Below are 18,823 nucleotides of genomic sequence, written 5' to 3'. Positions count from 1 at the left end.
CCGGACCCGATTGTTCCATGGGCCCGGCGGTGCTGCCGTGGCGCTGCGGTGGTGCAGTCACCGTCCACCGTGGCCCGCCTGACGCGCGCCTTATCCAGGGTCGCAGGTATTGTCAAGAGGGCAAGACCACCCTAACGGGTATTTTCACAGGCCGGGCGAAGAACAGAAGAACGGCCTGCAACGCCCGTAACACCCCACGGCTGTAACACCCAACGGCTACCCCACGGCATGGAGCAAGGAGAGCACGCGTGACGCGCAGCGTGTACGTGACCGGGACCGATCGCGGCGACGGACGCCAGGTCATCGAGCTGGGAGTCATGGAGCTCCTGACCCGCCAGGTGGACCGGGTGGGGATCTTCCGCCCGCTCGTCCACGGCGACGGGCCGGACCGGCTCTTCGACCTCCTGCGGACGCGCTACCGGCTGGAACAGTCACCCGAAAGCGTGTACGGCCTCACGTACGGCGAGGCCGCCGCCCTCCAGGCCGAGAAGGGCGCGGACGAGCTGGTCTCCCGCATCGTCGAGCGCTTCCACGCCGTCGCCCGCGAGTACGAGTACGTCCTCGTCCTCGGCACCGACTTCATCGGCAGCAACCTGCCGGAGGAGCTCGCCCTCAACGCCCGCCTGGCCAACGAGTTCGGCGCCTCCGTGATCACCGTGGTCGGCGCCCAGGGCCAGCAGGCCGAGTCCGTCCGCGCCGAGGCGCGCAACGCCTACCGCGCCTACGAGGCGCTGGGCTGCGACGTCGTCGCCCTGGTCGTCAACCGCGTGGCGCCCGCCGACCGCGAGGCGGTCGCCGAGGGCCTGACCGCCGGCCTGCCGGTGCCCTGCTACGCGCTGCCCGAGGAGGCGTCCCTCTCCGCCCCGACCGTGGCGCAGATCGTCCGCAAGCTGGGCGCCTACGTGCTGCTCGGCGACGAGGCGGGCCTGGACCGCGACGCCAAGGACTTCGTCTTCGGCGGCGCCATGCTCCCCGTCTTCCTCCCCGCCCTGACCGAGGGCTGCCTGGTGGTGACCCCCGGCGACCGCGTGGACCTGATCGTCGGCGCGCTCGCCGCGCACAGCGCCGGCGCCCCGCCCATCGCCGGCGTGCTGCTCACCCTCGACGAGCGCCCCGGCCAGGACATCCTGGCGCTGGCCAACCGCCTCGCCCCGGGCACCCCGGTGATCTCCGTGCCCGGCGGCTCCTTCCCGACCGCGGCCGAGCTGTTCGCCATCGAGGGCAAGCTCGACGGCTCCTCGCCGCGCAAGGCCGAGACCGCCCTCGGCCTCTTCGAGCGCCACGTGAACACCAGCGAGCTGGCCGGCCGGATCTCCGTCGCCCGCTCCAGCCGCGTCACCCCGATGATGTTCGAGCACGAGCTCATCGAGCGCTCCCGCTCCGCCCGCCGCCGCGTCGTCCTGCCCGAGGGCACCGAGGAGCGCGTGCTGCGCGCCGCCGACGTGCTGCTGCGCCGCGACGTCTGCGACCTCACGCTGCTCGGCGAGGAGGACGCGATCCGCAAGCGGGCCGGCGAGCTCGGCATCGACCTGGGCGAGGCCCAGCTGATCGACCCGCAGAAGTCGCCGCTGCGCGAGCGCTTCGCCGAGATCTACGCCAAGGCCCGGGCCCACAAGGGCATGACCGTGGAGCTGGCGCACGACGTCGTCGCCGACGTCTCCTACTTCGGCACGCTGATGGTCCAGGAGGGCCTGGCCGACGGCATGGTCTCCGGCGCGGTGCACTCCACCGCGGCCACCATCCGCCCCGCCTTCGAGATCATCAAGACCGCGCCGGGCGCCCAGATCGTCTCCTCGGTCTTCTTCATGTGCCTGGCCGACCGGGTGCTCGTCTACGGCGACTGCGCGGTCAACCCGGACCCCAACGCCGAGCAGCTCGCGGACATCGCCATCCAGTCCGCCGCCACCGCCACCCAGTTCGGCGTCGAGCCGCGGATCGCGATGCTGTCGTACTCCACCGGCACCTCCGGCTCCGGCGCGGACGTGGACAAGGTCCGCCGGGCCACCGAGCTCGTCCGCGAGCGCCGTCCCGACCTCCTGGTCGAGGGCCCGATCCAGTACGACGCCGCCGTGGACGCGGCCGTCGCCGCCACCAAGCTCCCGGGCTCCGAGGTCGCCGGCAAGGCCACCGTCCTGGTCTTCCCCGACCTCAACACGGGCAACAACACCTACAAGGCCGTGCAGCGCTCGGCCGGCGCGGTCGCGGTCGGCCCGGTCCTGCAGGGTCTGCGCAAGCCGGTCAACGACCTGTCGCGCGGCGCGCTGGTGCAGGACATCGTCAACACCGTCGCGATCACCGCCATCCAGGCGCAGGGCGAGCAGCGCGGCGACCGCGTCGAGCCGTGATGCCCGCCATGTCCCCCGACCTTCCCCCCACCACGGAAAGTTCCATGACTGCCAACGCCAACGCGACCCGCGTCCTCGTCCTCAACTCCGGCTCGTCCTCGGTCAAGTACCAGCTGCTCGACATGGCGGACGGCGCCCGCCTGGCCGTCGGCCTGGTCGAGCGCATCGGCGAGGACACCTCGCGCCTGGTCCACACCCCGCTGGCCAGCGGCGGTGCCAAGCGCGAGATCACGGAGCGCATCGGCGACCACGCCGCCGCGCTCAAGGCCGTCGCCGACGAGCTGGCCGCGGACGGGCTCGGCCTGGACTCCCCCGAGCTGGCCGCGATCGGCCACCGCGTCGTGCACGGCGGCAGCGAGTTCACCGAGCCGACGCTGATCACCGACGAGGTGCTGGCCGAGATCGAGCGCCTGATCCCGGTGGCCCCGCTGCACAACCCGGCCAACATCACCGGCATCCGCACCGCCCAGGCGCTGCGCCCCGACCTGCCGCAGGTCGCGGTCTTCGACACCGCCTTCCACACGACGATGCCGGAGCACGCCGCGCGCTACGCGATCGACACCGCGACCGCCGACGCGCACATGATCCGCCGCTACGGCTTCCACGGCACCTCGCACGCCTTCGTCTCCCGCGAGACCGCGAAGCTGCTGGGCAAGGACCCGTCCGAGGTCAACGTGATCGTCCTGCACCTGGGCAACGGCGCCTCCGCGTCCGCCGTCGCCGGCGGCCGCTGCGTGGACACCTCCATGGGCCTGACCCCGCTGGAGGGCCTGGTCATGGGCACCCGTTCCGGTGACATCGACCCGGCGGTCATCTTCCACCTGGCCCGCAACGCCGGGATGTCGACCGACGAGATCGACTCGCTCCTCAACAAGAAGAGCGGTCTGATCGGACTGTGCGGCGACAACGACATGCGCGAGATCCGCCGGCGCATCGACGAGGGCGACGAGCAGGCGAAGCTCGCCTTCGACGTGTACGTGCACCGGCTGAAGAAGTACATCGGCGCCTACTACGCCGTGCTGGGCAAGGTGGACGCGATCGCCTTCACGGCGGGCGTGGGCGAGAACGCGGCGCCCGTCCGCGAGGCCGCCGTGGCCGGCCTGGAGGAGCTGGGCCTGGCCGTGGACGCGGAGCTCAACGCGCAGCGGGGCGACTCGGCGCGGCTGGTCTCCCCCGAGTACGCCCGGGTCGCCGTCGCGGTCGTCCCGACCGACGAGGAGCTGGAGATCGCCACCCAGGCATACGCCCTGGTCAGCGCCTGAATCCCAGTGGGATCCCGGTGGAATCCGGGGTTCCGCCCCTGTCCTTTCCCACAGCTCGAATATTCCGCTCCGAAACAAACCGATAGGATCTGCCCCATGCGCCGTTCCAAAATCGTCTGCACCCTGGGCCCTGCCGTCGACTCCTACGAGAAGCTGAAGACGCTGATCGAGGCCGGCATGAACGTGGCCCGCTTCAACATGAGCCACGGCTCCCACTCGGAGCACGAGGAGCGGTACCACCGCCTCCGCAAGGCCGCGGACGAGACCGGGCGCGCGATCGGCGTCCTGGCCGACCTCCAGGGCCCGAAGATCCGCCTGGAGACCTTCGCGGACGGCCCGGTGGAGCTGGTGCGCGGCGACGAGTTCACCATCACGGCCGAGGACGTCCCCGGCGACAAGACCATCTGCGGCACGACCTACAAGGGTCTGCCGGGCGATGTCTCCAAGGGCGACCAGATCCTGATCAACGACGGCAACGTCGAGCTGCGCGTGACGGAGGTCGACGGCCCGCGGGTCAGGACGATCGTCATCGAGGGCGGCGTCATCTCCGACCACAAGGGCATCAACCTGCCCGGCGCGGCGGTCAACGTCCCGGCCCTGTCCGAGAAGGACGTCGAGGACCTGAAGTTCGCGCTCGCGATGGGCTGCGACATGGTCGCCCTGTCCTTCGTCCGCGACGCCAAGGACGTCCAGGACGTCCACCGCGTCATGGACGAGGTCGGCCGCCGCGTCCCGGTGATCGCCAAGGTCGAGAAGCCGCAGGCCGTCGAGAACATGCACGAGGTCGTCATGGCCTTCGACGGTGTGATGGTGGCCCGTGGCGACCTGGCGGTGGAGTACCCGCTGGAGCGCGTCCCGATGGTGCAGAAGCGCCTGATCGAGATGTGCCGCCGCAACGCCAAGCCGGTGATCGTCGCGACCCAGATGATGGAGTCGATGATCACCAACTCGCGTCCGACGCGCGCCGAGGCCTCCGACGTCGCCAACGCCATCCTCGACGGCGCCGACGCGGTCATGCTCTCCGCCGAGTCGAGCGTGGGCGCCTACCCGATCGAGACCGTCAAGACGATGTCCCGCATCGTCGAGGCGGCCGAGCAGGAGCTCCTCTCCAAGGGCCTCCAGCCGCTCGTCCCGGGCAAGAAGCCGCGCACCCAGGGCGGCTCCGTCGCCCGCGCCGCCTGCGAGATCGCCGACTTCCTCGGCGGCAAGGCGCTGGTCGCGTTCACCAAGTCCGGCGACACGGCCCGCCGCCTGTGCCGCTACCGCACGGCCCAGCCGATCCTGGCCTTCACCACGGACGCCGCCACCCGCAACCAGCTCGCCCTGAGCTGGGGCGTCGAGACCTTCGTCGTCCCGCACGTGGACAACACGGACGCGATGGTCGACCTGGTCGACGCCGAGCTGCTCAAGCTCCACCGCTACAGCGACGGCGACACCATGATCATCACCGCCGGCTCGCCCCCCGGCGTCCCCGGCACGACGAACATGGTCCGGGTGCACCACCTGGGCGGCGAGAACCGCTAGTTCGCCCGCGCGTGACGCGGCCGTGGCCGCCGCTCCCGTCTCGTTCCGACGACGGGGGTGGCGGCCACGGCCGTTTGTGCTGCCCTACGGGTACGTCCCGTCGGTGATGTAGACCTTCATGTTCGGGATCGTGAGAGTCCCGCCGTACTGGCCCGCCTGGCGGATCTTGACGTCCGTGTAGCTGATGGGGATCGGCAGCTTCAGGCCGGGTATGAGGGGCGGGGGGTGGGAGGCGTTGACGGTCATCGGGATGCCGAGGAGCTTGCCCTTCAACTCCTCGGTGTACAGGGTGACTTTGCCGCCCCTGATCGTCGGGACCTCCGGCCCCGGGCCCCTCTGGTGGAAGACCTTCCCCCGGTCGTTCACCAGCGCGTGCAGATCCTTGATGTCCAGGCCGTCGGCCGTGAACTTCACGACGGACTTCTTCTGCCCGCCTATGGTGGTGATCTCCTTGATCCCCTCGTAGGTCAGCCCGCGCAGCGTGAGCTTGCTGGCCTCCAGGAACCAGGGGTTGTTGGCGAAGCCGGCCTGTTGCCGGTCGGGTCCGGCCTTGGTGGTCGGGCAGGGCTTGGGGGTCTTCTCACCCGTGGCCGTGGGCGACGGGGTCGCCGACGGCGACGGCGACGCGCTGCCGGACGCGTCCGGGGTCGGAGTGGCCTCCGGCGTCTCCGGTACGTCCAGGGTCTTGCGCGGCTGGGGCGTCGCCTTCGGCGTGGGCGAGGGGGGCGCCTTCTTCAGCGCGCCGTTGGACGGGGTGGGGGCCGGGCTCTTGGGGCTCTCGGGGCTCTCGGGGCTCTTTGCGCTCGGAGTCGGCGTGGGGGTGGGGGTGTCCGTGGGCGTCGGGGACGGCGAGGCCGTCATGGGCGGCAGGGGCAGCGGCAGCGATCCGGGGAGCTTGCCACGGTCCTTCTCGACCGGGTCCTCGGTAGGGGACGGCGTCGGTGACGGCGTCGACTTCGGCTTCGCTTTCGGCGACGGCGAAGGCGACGGCGTGCCCGCCGGCGAAGGCGGCACCTTCCCGGACGACTTGGGCTTGTCATCGGCGTCAGCGGTCCTGCTCGCGTCCGGACTCGGCGACGGGGTGCCGGGGGTGGCATCCGGCGACGGCGACGGCGACGCGTCCGGCTTCGTCAGGCAGAACGCGTCACCGAACGGGTTCGGCGGCTCCACCGGCTTCGCCTGGGCGAGTTGGGGGGTGAAGCCCATGCCCATGAGCACGGCGGTGGGCATCGCCGCGAGGGCGATCGCCTTGCCGGCGGGCATGTGCAGCCGGGCCAGCAGCGGCTTTCTCGGCGCGGCGTGGCGGGGGCCCGTCTTCGCCCCCGGGTCTTCGTCAGTGGACTCAGTGGACACGGTGGCCCCATTCATTCCTTCAGCAGGGACGGGCCGCCGGACGCGGCAGGTGCGCCGGAGGGCCCGTCGTCGGCACCCGGATCGTCGGCCGGTCCGTCGGCCACCGGCCTGCCGGGTGCCCAGGAGACGCCCAGCCCGCCGCCGACGAGCGCCAGCAGGAGCCCGATGATGAAGGCGCCGAAGTTCGAGACGACCAGCGAGACCAGCCCGAGCAGGATCGTCGCGACGCCCGCGAAGACCCTGGACTGCGGCTGGAACCACATGGTCAGACCGAGGACGATCAGCAGCACCCCTATGATCAGCGAGCCGGCACCCGCCGTCGTGGCCAGGCGGATGTGCAGGTCGCCGAGGGTCATGGTCTGGTACGGGATGTACATGATCGGGACGCCGGCCAGGATGGTCCACAGCCCGCCCCAGAACGGTCGCCTCCCCCGCCATCCGCGGAAGGCACGGCGTGCTCGGCCGAACGAGCCTGAGCCGGACGGCAGGGATCGCGTGTCGGCGCTCATGCGTAAAGCTCCTCGGGGCTGACGAAAAGGTGGTTCGGGCGCTCAAGGCAGCCTGGCCCGGCGGAAGTTGACGTCCGGGCGCGGAGGACGGATCGCACCGTTCCCCACGCCCGTCGGGTCAGTCGTCCGGCCTCTTCACGGACTTCGGGTCGAAGCACTCGTTCTTCCCGAACTTGATGTCCATCTTCAGGCCCTTGAGTTCGAAGGTGCCCGCCGAAGTCGCCCAGGCCTGCTGTTTAGCGTTGGTGAAGACGACGCTGTCGGCCTGCTGGGCGAAGGAACCGGGAACGTAGTGGTCACCCTTGGCCGGACCCGGGCCCTTGGGGGCGTTGTCCACCGGCACACCGATGTCGATGTTCTCGAACTTGGCGTTGGCGTTGAGGATATCGGCGTCGATGTAGAGGTTGCCCGCCTTGACCTTGTCTGCTTCGTTCGGGCCCTGTCCGGCCCGCAGCTTCATCGACACGTCCTTGTTGAGGAGCGGGACGCGGACGGACACCGACTGGCACAGATTGCTGATCGTCGCGTCATGGACACCGACGACCACGACAGGGTGGGCGCCTTGCTTGTTCTGGTCGAGGGATCCGTACTGGACGAAGCCCTTGCCCTTCATCTCGCCGGCCTCGATCTGGAACTGCTGACCCGAGACGCTGAACGACGCCGCCAGCGCGCCCTGCGCGATGGCCATCGTCACCACGGCCGCAGCACCGACGCTCGGGACCATGACGACGGCGAAGCGCTTCCATCTGGTCCCACCGCGTGCCTGGGACTTCATGACTTGCCTCCTTCTCGGACGTACACCCCGGCACGGGCTGGGAACAACCCCCGGCCCGGGGTGGGAGACGTGCTACGTCCTCGGGAAGCCGAACGCCGACGCGCGCGACGGCGTCCGACGCCAAGTCGCGACCGGTGCACCGGCGATCACCCCCGAGCGACAACCACGTGGCCACGCCTGCGCGCAACCTCCGGGACAGGCCCAGCCGTTGACGGCGGGGACCCCCCTGTCCCACGGCCGGCGGACAGCCGCCGGCCGGCCCGGTGGGGACCCAACTCCCTTGCCCCGGCCGGATGCCGGGCCGCGGTGCTGGACCGGGTCCCGCCGATCGTGGTGCATTCCGGAGCGGGGCACAAGAGGTTCATTACTTGCGAGTAATTCGGCGGTCGGCCGACGGGGGCCGGCCCCGCCGGGACCGGACACGCCGCGTCGCCGGGCCGCACCCGCGAGGATCGGTGAACAACGGGAAAAACCCGGGCGAATGCCCGGGTTTCCCTTACTCGCCGTAACGGCGAACGCGTTTATAAAGATTTGATATAGCGCGGTCCCTGTGCCGGATGGGTCACCGGAGGGTCACCCGATGGGTCAGAACAGCGCCCGGGAGAGCGCCGCACGGGCCGCCGAGACCCGCGGATCGTCCGCCCCGATCACCTCGAAGAGCTCCAGCAGCCGGACGCGCGCCGCGTCGCGGTCGTCGCCCGCCGTGCGCCGGATCGCGTCGATGAGCCGCCCGAAGGCGTCCTCCACGTGCCCGCCGACCAGGTCGAGGTCGGCCGCCGCGATCTGCGCCCGCACATCGCCCGGCGCCTCCGCCGCGGCCTTGCGCACCTGCTGCGCGTCCAGGCCCTGGACCCGCTGGAGCAGCTCCGCCTGGGCCAGGCCCAGCTTCGCCTCCGGGTGACCCGGGTCGTCGGACAGCACGTTCTTGTACGCCTGGATCGCGCCGGCCAGGTCGCCCTGGTCCAGCGCGTCGTGCGCCGCGCCCAGGGCCGCGTCGTACGGACCCACGGGCGCCGGGGCGGGCTCGGCCGCCTCCTGCCCGTCGCCCGGCTCGACCGGCGCGCCCACGATCCCGAAGCGCTCCTCCGACACCTGGACCAGCTGATCCAGCACCTGCTGCACCTGCGCCTTCGGCTGCGCGCCCTGGAACAGCGGCAGCGCCTGCCCGGCCACCACGGCGAAGACCGTCGGCACGGACTGGACACCGAACTGCTGCATCAGCAGCGGGTTCTTGTCGATGTCCACCTTGGCCAGGACGAACCGGCCCGCGTACTGCGCGGCCAGCCCCTCCAGCACCGGCATCAGCTGCTTGCAGGGCCCGCACCACTCGGCCCAGAACTGGATGACGACGGGCACCTCGGCGGAGCGCTGGAGGACTTCCGCTTCAAAATTCGTCTCGTCTACGTCGAAGACCAGCCGGCCCGCGCCGGCCGCCGGCGCGCCACCGCGGCGCGCGGACTCGGCCCGCGCCTGCTCGGCCTTCTGCTTGGCCTCCCCGGCCGCCTTCACCGCGGCGAGGTCGACCACTCCACTCATGGACATGTTCCGTGGCTGCATGGCCCTATCCTCCCCCTTCCGCGGCGCGATCGGAAAAGTACGCAGCGAAATCGGCAAACGCCGGGTCCCCACTCGGCGTCCGTGGTTGTCGCTCGCTGACGCGTCACCGCGTCTTTCGCTACGACCCGTAGCGTAACTGGAAGGGCACGGGCGGCGGCAGGGGGCCCTTGGTGATCTGCCTCATACCCGGTTGACTACTCGGCGGTAAGGTCGCCGTCATGACTTCCGCGCCCTCGTCCCCCTCGCCCCGCCCCGGCCGGCCGCGCAGCGCCGAGGCGGACCGCGCGATCCTCGACGCGACGCGGGCAGCGCTGGTGGAACTCGGCTGGTCCAAGTTGACCATGGGCGACGTCGCGGCGCGGGCCGGGGTCGCGAAGACGACGCTCTACCGGCGGTGGGCGGGCAAGAACGCCCTCGTCGTCGACGCCGTCGCCGACCTCTTCGACGAACACCTCGAACTCCCGGACCTGGGCAGCCTCCAGGCCGACATCGAGGGCGTCGTGCTCCGCTTCGCCGAACTGCTCGACCGTCCCGAGACGAAGACGGCGCTGATGGCGGTCGTCGCGGAGTCGACGCGGGACGAGGCACTGCGGGAGCGGATCCGTTCCGCGATCGTGGAGCGGCAGAAGGGGCTGGTGCTGCTGGGGCGTTCGCGCGCCCAGGCCCGGGGGGAGCTCCCGGCGGAGGAGTCCGCGGGCGCGGCCGCCCGCACGGCGGACCTGATCTTCGATGTGATCGCGGGGGCGGTGGTCCACCGGACGCTGGTGAGCGCGGAGCCGGTGGACGGGGAGTGGGCGCGGGGGTTTACGGCGTTGCTGATCGGCGGCCTGTCCGGGGCGGGGGCGGCTTCGCCTTCGGCGTAGGGGTTTTGCCCCGCCCCGCCCTTTCACCGTTTCCTGGGGGCGAGCCCCCAGCCCCCGGGGCGGGTGGTGAAGTCCGCCCAGGCGGATATGGGTATGGAGAGCGGGACGCGGGCCCCGCGTTTGGAGTCGCGTACAAGGACGGCACCGCCGACGGCTACCACCTCGACGCATTCCCCGTCTCCTTGGCTGTAGCTGGACTTGGACCACTGGTACTTGCCACGGCTCATAGCTGCTCCGCTGTTCTGGAGATGAATTCCGCCGACTCCTCGGCGCCCAGCGCCTCGGCGCGGATCAAGGCGTGACGCCTCAAGAGAAGGCTGACCTGCTCGGGCTCCGCGTACAACGCACTGGTGTTCTGCCCTTCTTCGAAGGCGCAGTAATCGAATTCGGGCATCTCCAGCAGCACGAAGGGCCCATAGAGGCCGGGGTGCATTCCCCGGACCTCGGGGAGCACCTGGATCGTGATGTTGCGCTGCTCCCCGGCCTTGAGCAGATGGCGAAGCTGACGCTTCATGGCCTCCGGCCCGCCGATCGCCGTGCGCAGCGCGGCTTCGTAGATCACGAACGTGAACATCACGTCCTGCTTCGTCAGCAGTTCCTGTCGGCCCAGCCGACCGGCCAGTCGTCGCTCCACGGTGTCGTTGTCCAGCGGAGGACAGTGCAGGCTCATCATGATCCGCGCGTACTCCTCGGTCTGGAGCAGTCCGGGAATCAGAAGCGTCTGGTACGAGTGAACGGCGATCGCCGCGGCCTCGGCCGTTACGAACTCCCGCACGCGCGGGCCGTACCGCTCCGGTTCCAGGTAGGCCGACGCGGCCCGCAACTTCCCCCGCGCACCGCACATTTCATCCGCGATGTCGAGCAACCGCTGCGTCGGCCGACGCCGCCCCTGCTCCATCGCCCTGATGGTCTCCGGCCCGTACCCCGCCTCATCGGCGAGCTGCTCGCGGCTGACACCCGCGTCCTGCCGCCACAACTTGACCTGGTTCCCGCACAACCGCCACGCCATCGGATGCGGAGACGTCCCATTCGCCACTGCTGCCCACCCTCTCGTACCTCTGCTGGTACCGACGGAGGCTAGGGCGCACAAGCCGCCTACGAGCCATGTCCGAAACCTCGTCGCACGGACGGGTGAACACCCGGGCCTGAGGTATTCGGAACGGCATACGCGAGCGCATACTGACCACATGGCCGACACCACCGTCAAGATCGACGATCAGACCAGAGACCGGTTCCAGGCCCTCGCGGCCGACGCCGGCATGAGCATGCGCGCCTACCTGGCACAGCTGGCCGTCGAGATGGAGACCCAGCAGAAGCTCGGCACCGCGACGGCCGCCTTCCGCGCCGCCATCGCACGACCGGGTTTCGCCGAGGCGTTCGATCGCGACTTCAGTGACGACGCCCTTCGGCCCGCACGCACACCATCCCAGGCAGCGTGATCAGTGGAGTTGCTCATCGACATCCGCTGGCTCCTCGACCGACAGCAGGATCTGCTGGGCAAAGAGCTGGACATCAAGGACTATTCCGGACTCGTCGCCGCGATTGCCCGCCACCGGGTGAACACTCCGAGCCTGGACGTGGACGCACCCGATGCGTACTGGCGTGCCGCCGCTCTGCTCGACACGATCGTCCTCCAACGACCGCTGCCCACCCGCAACTCGTTCTTCGGTTACGGGGTGGCCGTCGCCTACATCGTCGCCTCCGGGGAAACCGTGCAGGCCCCCTACGAACAGTGGCGCGACTTGATCCATGACATCCGCGCGCTCCGACTCTCGGTATTCGACATCGCCAGCCGTCTCCGCTCGTGGCAAGTGCCGGTGCTCTAGGCCGGGTCACTCTGCGCCCGATGGATCACCGACACAGGTGAACCTGGTCTCCTCGATCGACGAGATCCGGTCGCCCACCTATGGAGCGAGCATGGCGAAATACTTCACCACCACCGTCCTTGGCCGGAGGATCGAACTCCCGGGCACCATTCGTTCCATCCGCGAGGCACTGCCCGAGAAGCAGCGCGCCGAGTTCGAGCGCGAGGCCGAGCACGCCGGGGCAGACGAGATCGCCGGCGTCCTGGCCCGGTGGGCGCTGCGTACCCCGCAGGCATACGACCCGGACGAAGAGGAGCTGATCGCGCGCCTCAAGTCCGGGGACTTCTCCGGCGTCCACGTCGCCGACGAATCGGGCGAAGACACCTGGCTCAACCGGCTGGCCGACCAGGCCGTGTCCGAAGGGACGACAGGTTCGGTCTCCATCGGCGGCATGGCGGAACTTCTCCGGACCCGCCGCACCTGATCGCCGCGCGCCGCGCCACTACCCCCGCCGCGCGAACGCGAACACCGCATTGCCCGAGATATGGGCCGGGACGTCCAACGCCCGCCCGTACTCCCGGGCCGCCTCCGTCACCGGCACGTCCCTCGTCTCCCAGCCGAGGCCGCCCAGGCGCTCCCCCGGCGTGGGCCGGGGATCCGTGTGGATCATGATTTCGAGGTTCCTGGCCCACTCCCGGGTGCGTTCCTCCGCGCTGTCCAGCGCCTGCCGCAGGTCGGTGTAGTACTCCACCGCGAGCAGGCTGCCGGGCGCCGACAGGCGGTGGATCTCGCGGAACAGGGACTCCTCCGCCTCCGGTGGAAGGTAGGGCAGCAGGCCCTCCGCCAGCCACGCCGTCGGGCGGGTGCGGTCGAAGCCCGCGGCCTCCAGCGCCGCCGCCCAGTCGTGCCGCAGGTCCACGGCCACCGGGCGGTGCGCGGGGACGGTGGGCGTGACGCCGTCCCCGCGCAGGACGTTCAACTTGAAGTCCAGGACCAGGGGTTGGTCGAGTTCGTAGCAGACCGCGCCGGACGGCCAGCGCAGGCGGAACGCCCGGGTGTCCAGGCCGGAGGCCAGTACCACGGCCTGGGTGACGCCGGCCTCCACGGCCCGCTCGAAGTGCTCGTCGAAGGCACGGGTGCGGACACCCGCGTACGTGGCGAAGGCCGGCCAGCTCCCCGTCGGATCCATGGCGGCCGCCTCGGCGACGCTCGTCGCCAGCGGCAGCGGCGCGTGGGCCTCCTCGACGAAGCGCGCCGCGTACGTGTCCCTGGCCACGGCGTCGGGGCGGCTCGCCTCGACGGCTCTGGCGGCCGCGACCGCCAGCGCCGTGATGCCGACTCCTGAGACGATGTCCCATTGCCGTTCCGTGCTCATGAGCACCTCCCGGGACGATTCAATCAGTCCGTCACCCTCCACGACAGCATCCCTCATCGCCAATCCCGGCTTCCGGCGCAGGACTTCAGAAAGGCGATCAGGTGCGCGTTGACCTCGGCGGGCCGCTCCTGCTGCGTCCAGTGGCCGCAGCCGGGCAGCACGGCGATCTCCCGCAGCCCCGGCACGGCGGCCCTCATCGCGTCCAGACCGCCGAACCGGTACGCGGAGTCCAGCTCGCCGGTGAGGAACAGGGCGGGCAGGCGGACGGAGCCCGTCCCCAGCTCGGGGAGGTCGGCCCAGTCGAGGTCGAACGCCCGGTAGCGGTTGACCGCACCCGTGAATCCGGTGCGCTCGAACTCGCGGACGTAGTGGTCGAACGCCCTCCGGCCGAGCCACTCGCCCGGCCTCCCGGGATCGGGGAGCGGGGTCAGGAACCCCGAGCCCTCCGGCGTCCCGGTGAGCCAGCGGGGAACCAGGTCGGGCGGCGCTTCCCCGGACAGCGCGTACATCGTGAGCCGGAGCGTGCGGGCCACGTCGGCCTCCAGTTCCGCCTCCGCCACGCCGGGCGGCTGGAAGTAGAGCACCACGTTGAACTTGCCCGGGTAGGTCCGCCGCAGCAACTCCGTGGGGGGCATGGGGGAACGCGCCGAATACGCCACCCCGAGGGCGGCCACGGCGCGGAACCGCTCGGGGAGCAGTTCCGCGCAGGCCCAGGCGATGCCGGCGCCCTGGTCGTGGCCCACGACCGCCGCCGTGTCGAGTCCCAGCGCGTCGAGCAGGCCGGTCAGGTCGGCCGTCATCAGGCGCGTGGTGTAGAGCGCGGGGTCCGCGGGGGCGTCGGTGCGCCCGTACCCCCGGAGATCCGGCGCGATGGCGTGGAAGCCTGCGGCGGCCAGCGCGGGCAGCTGGTGGCGCCAGGAGAACCAGAGTTCGGGGAAGCCGTGCAGGAGGAGGACGGCGGGGCCCTCTCCCGCCTCGGCGATGTGCATGTCGATGCCGTTGGTGCGGACGGTGCGGTGACGGACGGTCTCGCCGGTGTGGTGGGTGTTCATGCCCTCCTGTGTATCCGGCCGCCACCGCGCGGGGCGTCACCCCCAAGTCGCCTGCGCACCCCGGGAGTTCCCCGAGAGGGCCCCTGAGAGGTCCCGGGGGCGCCTCAGCGCCCCAGACACTCCCGCACCGCGGCCACCAGCCGCACCGCCCGCTCGTCGCCCTCGCCGATCATGCGGTTGGCGACGTAGCCGAAGCCGACGCCGAACTCGTCGTCGCCGAAGCCGAGATGGCCGCCGGCGCCGTCGTGGCCGAAGCTGCGCGGGCCCAGCATCGGGACCTGGTCCCCCGAGTCGAGGTGGAAGCCGCTGCCCCAGCTGACGCCCAGGTCCGGGAAGCCGGACCAGGAGGGGCCGGAGGACTGGACGCGGACCGCGTCCGTCACGGTCCCGGCGGACAGCAGGCGCTCGCCGCCGTCGACGCCGGTGACCGCCGCCGCGTACGTCGTGGCCAGGCCGCGCGCCGAGGAGACGCCGCCCGTGCCGGGGATCTCGGCGGTGAGCAGGGCCGGGGAGTTCCAGCCGCGCGGGTCGTCGATACCGGGGAAGACCAGCTCGCCGTTCATGGTGAGGATGCGGGCGAAGAGGGAGTCCGGCGGCAGCTGCACCGGCTCCGCGCCGCCGAGGGAAAGCCGGGCCAGGCCCGGGAGTTCGGCCTCCGGGACGCCGATCCAGGTGGTCAGGCCCAGGTCGTCGGCGATCGCGGAGCGGAAGAAGCGGCCGGGGGTCAGCCCGGCGATCCGCCGGATGACCTCGCCGACGAGCCAGCCGATGGTGTGCCCGTGGTACTCGTGCGCCGTCCCCGGCTCCCAGAGCGGCTTCTGCTCCTCCAGGGCGCGGACGACGCCCGTCCAGCCGAGGATCTCCTCGAAGGCCGGGGTCGCGTCGAGCACCGGAAGGCCCGCCCGGTGGCCGAGGATCATCCGGGTGGTGATCCCCTCCTTGCCCTCGCGCCCGAACTCCGGCCAGTAACGGGCGACGGGCGCGTCGAGGTCGAGACGGCCCTGCTGGGCGAGGAGGTGGGCGCAGACGCCGACGATGCCCTTCGACGCGGACATCACGGGCACGGCCGTGTGCTCCTCCCAGGCGCGGCCCGTGCGCTCGTCCGCCACACCGCCCCACAGGTCCACGACCTTCCGGCCGCCCGCGAAGACGGTGACGGCGGCACCGATCTCGCCGGCCTCCGCGAAGTTGCGCGCGAACGCGTCCGCGACCGGGCCGTAGCCCTCCTCGACGTATCCGCTGTGCTGCACGGCCTGTTCCCCCTCATGCGCTGTGGTCGGACGACCGAGTCACCCTACGTGCCCTGACCAGGCCGTTCGACTCAATATTCGGTGGGGCCCGGCCAACCGGCCGGCCCCTCGGCCGAGGCGGCGTGGACCGCGCGCGGGAGCGGCCGACCGCCGCCGCCGGAGCGCGTGGTCGTCACCACGGCCCGCTGAACAACCTGCTGCGGCCGGGGGGCGGCACGACAACGGGCCCGCCCGGCAAGCGGACAGGCCCGTGGCAGCCGCTCGTACGCTCAGAAGCCGGCCGGCTCCGTGTACGTCCCCCACTCCTCCCGGAGCGCGTCGCAGATCTCGCCCAGCGTGGCCTCGGCGCGCACCGCGTCCAGCATGGGCCCGATCATGTTGGAGCCGTCGCGGGCGGCGGCGAGCATGCCGTTCAGAGCCGTCGTGACCGCGGCGTCGTCACGAGCCGTCTTCCGGCCGGCCAGGATGCGCACCTGCTCGCGCTCCACCTCGTGGCTGACCCGCAGGATCTCCAGGTCGCCCGTGACCGAGCCCTCGTGGCAGTTGACGCCGACGACCCGCTTCTCCCCCTTCTCCAGCGCCTGCTGGTAGCGGAAGGCGCTCTCGGCGATCTCGCCGGTGAACCAGCCGTCCTCGATGCCGCGCAGGATGCCGGACGTGATCGGGCCGATGGGGTGTTTTCCGTCGGGGTGCGCCCGGAGCCCGCGCTCCTTTATCCGCTCGAAGATCTTCTCGGCGTCGGCCTCGATCCGGTCGGTGAGCTGCTCGACGTACCACGAACCGCCCAGCGGGTCCGCGACGTTGGCGACGCCGGTCTCCTCCATCAGCACCTGCTGGGTGCGCAGCGCGATCTCGGCGGCCTGCTCGCTCGGCAGGGCGAGGGTCTCGTCGAGGGCGTTGGTGTGCAGGGAGTTGGTGCCGCCGAGCACCGCGGCGAGGGCCTCGACGGCGGTGCGGACGACGTTGTTGTACGGCTGCTGGGCGGTCAGCGAGACGCCGGCGGTCTGGGTGTGGAAGCGGAGCCACTGCGCCTTGTCGGTCTCCGCCCCGTAGACCTCCTTCATCCAGCGGGCCCAGATCCGGCGCGCGGCGCGGAACTTGGCGATCTCCTCGAAGAAGTCGACGTGCGCGTCGAAGAAGAAGGAGAGGCCGGGGGCGAAGGTGTCGACGTCCAGGCCGCGGCTCAATCCCAGCTCCACATAACCGAAGCCGTCCGCCAGCGTGTACGCCAGCTCCTGCGCGGCCGTCGCCCCCGCCTCGCGGATGTGGTAGCCGGAGACGGAGAGGGGCTTGTACGCGGGGATGTCGCGCGCGCAGTGCTCCATCAGGTCGCCGATCAGGCGCAGATGGGGCTCGGGGCCGAAGAGCCACTCCTTCTGCGCGATGTACTCCTTGAAGATGTCCGTCTGGAGCGTGCCGTTGAGCACGGACGGGTCCACGCCCTGGCGCTCGGCGGCGACGAGGTACATGCAGAAGACGGGCACGGCGGGCCCGCTGATCGTCATGGAGGTGGTGACGTCGCCGAGCGGGATGTCCTTGAAGAGGACCTCCATGTCGGCGGCGGAGTCGATGGCGACGCCGCAGTGGCCGACCTCGCCGAGGGAGCGGGGGTCGTCGGAGTCCCGTCCCATCAGCGTCGGCATGTCGAAGGCGACACTGAGCCCGCCTCCGCCGTTGGCCAGGATCATCTTGTAGCGCTCGTTGGTCTGCTCGGCGTTGCCGAAGCCGGCGAACTGGCGGATGGTCCAGGCGCGGCCGCGGTAGCCGGTCGCGTACAGGCCGCGGGTGAAGGGGTACTCGCCGGGCCAGCCGATCCGCTCGAACCCCTCGTAGGTGTCGCCGGGGCGGGGGCCGTAGAGCGGCTCGACCGGGTCGCCCGAGAGCGTACTGAAGTCGGCGTCGCGCTTGCGGGCCGCGTCGAAGCGGGCCTGCCAGCGGGTGCGCCCCGCGTCGATCGATGCTGCGTCCATGGTGGTGCCGTCCGCCTCTCCGCGCGCGCCGCGCGACCGTGAATTTACTAGGACGTCCTAGTAAATGGTCGCGCAAGAACGCCCCGGACACAAGGGATGTCCGGGGCGGCGTTGCCGGAGCGGTCAGGCCCTGACCGGAGCGGCCTCTTCCACGAAGAGCGGCTCCAGCTCGCGGGAGACCTTGCGCTCGACGATGAACGCGGCGGTGGGGATCGTGCCCGCGACCAGGACCCAGGCGAGCTTCCCGAACGACCACTTGGCCTTCGAGCCCATGTCGAAGGCCAGGACGAGGTACACGACGAACAGCCAGCCGTGCGCGATGGCGACGACCCGGACGAGGCCCGAGACGCCGTCCATGTCCAGCCCGTACTTGGCGATCATGCCCAACGTCAGGAGGATCAGCAGGACACCCGTGATGTACGCGAGGACGCGGTAGCGGGTCAGCACGGCTTTTTTCATGCTGCCGAGCGTAGCGGTACGTTCCGGGGCGATCTTGTCTGCCCCCGCCTATGCCTCGCCGTCGCCTTCGCCTTCGGCTTCCGTGAAGTCCCCGGCCGCGATGCGCAGCGGGCGCAGCATGTCGAAGATCTCGCCGCACTGCCCGGCGTCGTACGTCCCGAGGCCGAAGTCCATCGCCATCAGGTCGCGGGTGGCCGCGTCGACCACCTCCCGGCCCTTCTCCGTGATGGACGCGAGGGTGCCGCGGCCGTCGCGGGGGTTGGGGCGCTTGTCCACGAGACCGGCCGTGACCAGGCGGTCGACCGTGTTGGTCACGGAGGTGGGGTGCACCATCAGCCGCTCACCGATCTTGGACATCGGGAGCTCGCCGGCCTTGGAGAAGGTGAGCAGGACGAGTGCCTCGTAGCGGGCGAAGGTCAGCCCGTACGGCTTGACGACGGCGTCCACCTGCCCGAGCAGGATCTGCTGCGCCCGCATGATCGAGGTGATCGCGGCCATGGAGGGCACGCCGCCCCAGCGCTGCTGCCACAGCTCGTCGGCTCGGGCGATGGGGTCGAAGGGGAGGCTGAGGGGCTTGGGCACGGGACGAGGGTACCGCCCGGGCATATCGCGGTCGGGGTTGTCTCGGGGATCGGGACGGGGTTGAGCATGGGGGGTTTTCCGCCCCGGCCCCGCCCTTTCACCGTTTCCCGGGGAGACCCCGGACCCCGTCCGCCCTCCGGGC

Annotated in this window: 19 protein-coding genes; 7 read left to right on the top strand and 12 right to left on the bottom strand. The window is 71.0% G+C overall.

Translation table 11 applies throughout. The features are described from left to right. Window positions 1-248: 248 nt before the first annotated feature. The 3 genes from pta to pyk all read left to right on the top strand — a co-directional run bounded on the left by pta (window position 249) and on the right by pyk (window position 5,131). Window positions 249-2,345, top strand: coding sequence for a phosphate acetyltransferase (pta, locus tag I5Q34_RS05455; RefSeq protein ID WP_199891002.1), 2,097 nt, complete (start codon window positions 249-251; stop codon window positions 2,343-2,345). A gap of 44 nt (window positions 2,346-2,389) precedes the next feature. After that, window positions 2,390-3,607, top strand: a complete 1,218-nt coding sequence (locus I5Q34_RS05450) for an acetate kinase (RefSeq protein WP_199891001.1) — start codon at window positions 2,390-2,392, stop codon at window positions 3,605-3,607. A gap of 96 nt (window positions 3,608-3,703) precedes the next feature. After that, complete coding sequence (gene pyk / locus I5Q34_RS05445; RefSeq protein WP_199891000.1) at window positions 3,704-5,131, top strand: pyruvate kinase; 1,428 nt, start codon at window positions 3,704-3,706, stop codon at window positions 5,129-5,131. 84 nt (window positions 5,132-5,215) lie between these two features. Here the strand turns inward: pyk and I5Q34_RS05440 are convergent, their stop codons facing one another. From I5Q34_RS05440 to I5Q34_RS05425, 4 genes are all read right to left on the bottom strand, one after another. Continuing rightward, the gene (locus tag I5Q34_RS05440; RefSeq protein ID WP_199890999.1) at window positions 5,216-6,484 is read right to left on the bottom strand and encodes a hypothetical protein; all 1,269 of its coding nucleotides are present in this window, start codon (window positions 6,482-6,484) and stop codon (window positions 5,216-5,218) included. Window positions 6,485-6,495: 11 nt separating this feature from the next. Then, window positions 6,496-6,993: a DUF6114 domain-containing protein gene (locus I5Q34_RS05435; protein WP_199890998.1), complete on the bottom strand. Its 498-nt coding sequence runs from the start codon at window positions 6,991-6,993 to the stop codon at window positions 6,496-6,498. A 118-nt stretch (window positions 6,994-7,111) separates the two neighbouring features. Then, a complete protein-coding gene (locus tag I5Q34_RS05430) occupies window positions 7,112-7,768 on the bottom strand; it encodes a DUF6230 family protein (protein WP_199890997.1) in 657 nt (218 codons plus the stop codon). Between the two features lie 585 nt (window positions 7,769-8,353). Continuing rightward, window positions 8,354-9,325 carry a tetratricopeptide repeat protein gene (locus tag I5Q34_RS05425; protein WP_199890996.1) on the bottom strand — a complete coding sequence of 324 codons (972 nt, stop codon included), beginning with the start codon at window positions 9,323-9,325 and terminating at the stop codon, window positions 8,354-8,356. Window positions 9,326-9,543: 218 nt separating this feature from the next. Here I5Q34_RS05425 and I5Q34_RS05420 point away from each other — a divergent pair, with 218 nt between their 5' ends. Further along, entirely contained in the window at window positions 9,544-10,188 is a 645-nt protein-coding gene (locus tag I5Q34_RS05420) for a TetR/AcrR family transcriptional regulator (RefSeq protein WP_199890995.1), read from the top strand. A gap of 23 nt (window positions 10,189-10,211) precedes the next feature. Here I5Q34_RS05420 and I5Q34_RS05415 read toward each other — a convergent pair whose 3' ends face one another. After that, the gene (locus I5Q34_RS05415) at window positions 10,212-10,415 is read right to left on the bottom strand and encodes a DUF397 domain-containing protein (protein ID WP_199890994.1); all 204 of its coding nucleotides are present in this window, start codon (window positions 10,413-10,415) and stop codon (window positions 10,212-10,214) included. Next, window positions 10,412-11,197: a helix-turn-helix transcriptional regulator gene (locus I5Q34_RS05410; protein ID WP_199891317.1), complete on the bottom strand. Its 786-nt coding sequence runs from the start codon at window positions 11,195-11,197 to the stop codon at window positions 10,412-10,414. The genes I5Q34_RS05415 and I5Q34_RS05410 overlap by 4 nt, the downstream gene beginning before the upstream one ends. 178 nt (window positions 11,198-11,375) lie before the next feature. On the opposite strand from I5Q34_RS05410, the gene I5Q34_RS05405 reads away from it, so the two are divergent. Genes I5Q34_RS05405 through I5Q34_RS05395 form a run of 3 tightly spaced genes read left to right on the top strand, consistent with a single transcriptional unit; the run spans window position 11,376 to window position 12,477 of the window. Continuing rightward, the gene (locus I5Q34_RS05405; RefSeq protein ID WP_199890993.1) at window positions 11,376-11,627 is read left to right on the top strand and encodes an antitoxin MazE7; all 252 of its coding nucleotides are present in this window, start codon (window positions 11,376-11,378) and stop codon (window positions 11,625-11,627) included. Window positions 11,628-11,630: 3 nt separating this feature from the next. After that, a complete protein-coding gene (locus tag I5Q34_RS05400; RefSeq protein WP_199890992.1) occupies window positions 11,631-12,014 on the top strand; it encodes a toxin Doc in 384 nt (127 codons plus the stop codon). A 37-nt stretch (window positions 12,015-12,051) separates the two neighbouring features. After that, window positions 12,052-12,477, top strand: a complete 426-nt coding sequence (locus I5Q34_RS05395; RefSeq protein WP_199890991.1) for a hypothetical protein — start codon at window positions 12,052-12,054, stop codon at window positions 12,475-12,477. An 18-nt stretch (window positions 12,478-12,495) separates the two neighbouring features. Here I5Q34_RS05395 and I5Q34_RS05390 read toward each other — a convergent pair whose 3' ends face one another. From I5Q34_RS05390 to I5Q34_RS05365, 6 genes are all read right to left on the bottom strand, one after another. Further along, window positions 12,496-13,368, bottom strand: a complete 873-nt coding sequence (locus I5Q34_RS05390; protein ID WP_199890990.1) for an SAM-dependent methyltransferase — start codon at window positions 13,366-13,368, stop codon at window positions 12,496-12,498. 53 nt (window positions 13,369-13,421) lie between these two features. Next, a complete protein-coding gene (locus I5Q34_RS05385) occupies window positions 13,422-14,420 on the bottom strand; it encodes an alpha/beta fold hydrolase (RefSeq protein ID WP_199890989.1) in 999 nt (332 codons plus the stop codon). A 104-nt stretch (window positions 14,421-14,524) separates the two neighbouring features. Continuing rightward, on the bottom strand, window positions 14,525-15,670 hold the full coding sequence (locus I5Q34_RS05380) for a serine hydrolase (RefSeq protein WP_199890988.1): 1,146 nt from the start codon (window positions 15,668-15,670) through the stop codon (window positions 14,525-14,527). A 269-nt stretch (window positions 15,671-15,939) separates the two neighbouring features. Next, the gene (locus I5Q34_RS05375; RefSeq protein WP_199890987.1) at window positions 15,940-17,640 is read right to left on the bottom strand and encodes a methylmalonyl-CoA mutase; all 1,701 of its coding nucleotides are present in this window, start codon (window positions 17,638-17,640) and stop codon (window positions 15,940-15,942) included. 123 nt (window positions 17,641-17,763) lie between these two features. Beyond that, window positions 17,764-18,099: a DUF3817 domain-containing protein gene (locus tag I5Q34_RS05370; protein ID WP_199890986.1), complete on the bottom strand. Its 336-nt coding sequence runs from the start codon at window positions 18,097-18,099 to the stop codon at window positions 17,764-17,766. A 48-nt stretch (window positions 18,100-18,147) separates the two neighbouring features. Beyond that, entirely contained in the window at window positions 18,148-18,681 is a 534-nt protein-coding gene (locus I5Q34_RS05365) for a MarR family winged helix-turn-helix transcriptional regulator (protein WP_199890985.1), read from the bottom strand. Window positions 18,682-18,823: the final 142 nt, after the last annotated feature.

The organism is Streptomyces sp. AV19, from assembly GCF_015999245.1.
Taxonomy (GTDB): Bacteria; Actinomycetota; Actinomycetes; order Streptomycetales; family Streptomycetaceae; genus Streptomyces.
The sequence above is the reverse complement of the archived record's forward strand: the minus strand, read 5'-3'. Positions and strand labels throughout refer to the sequence as shown.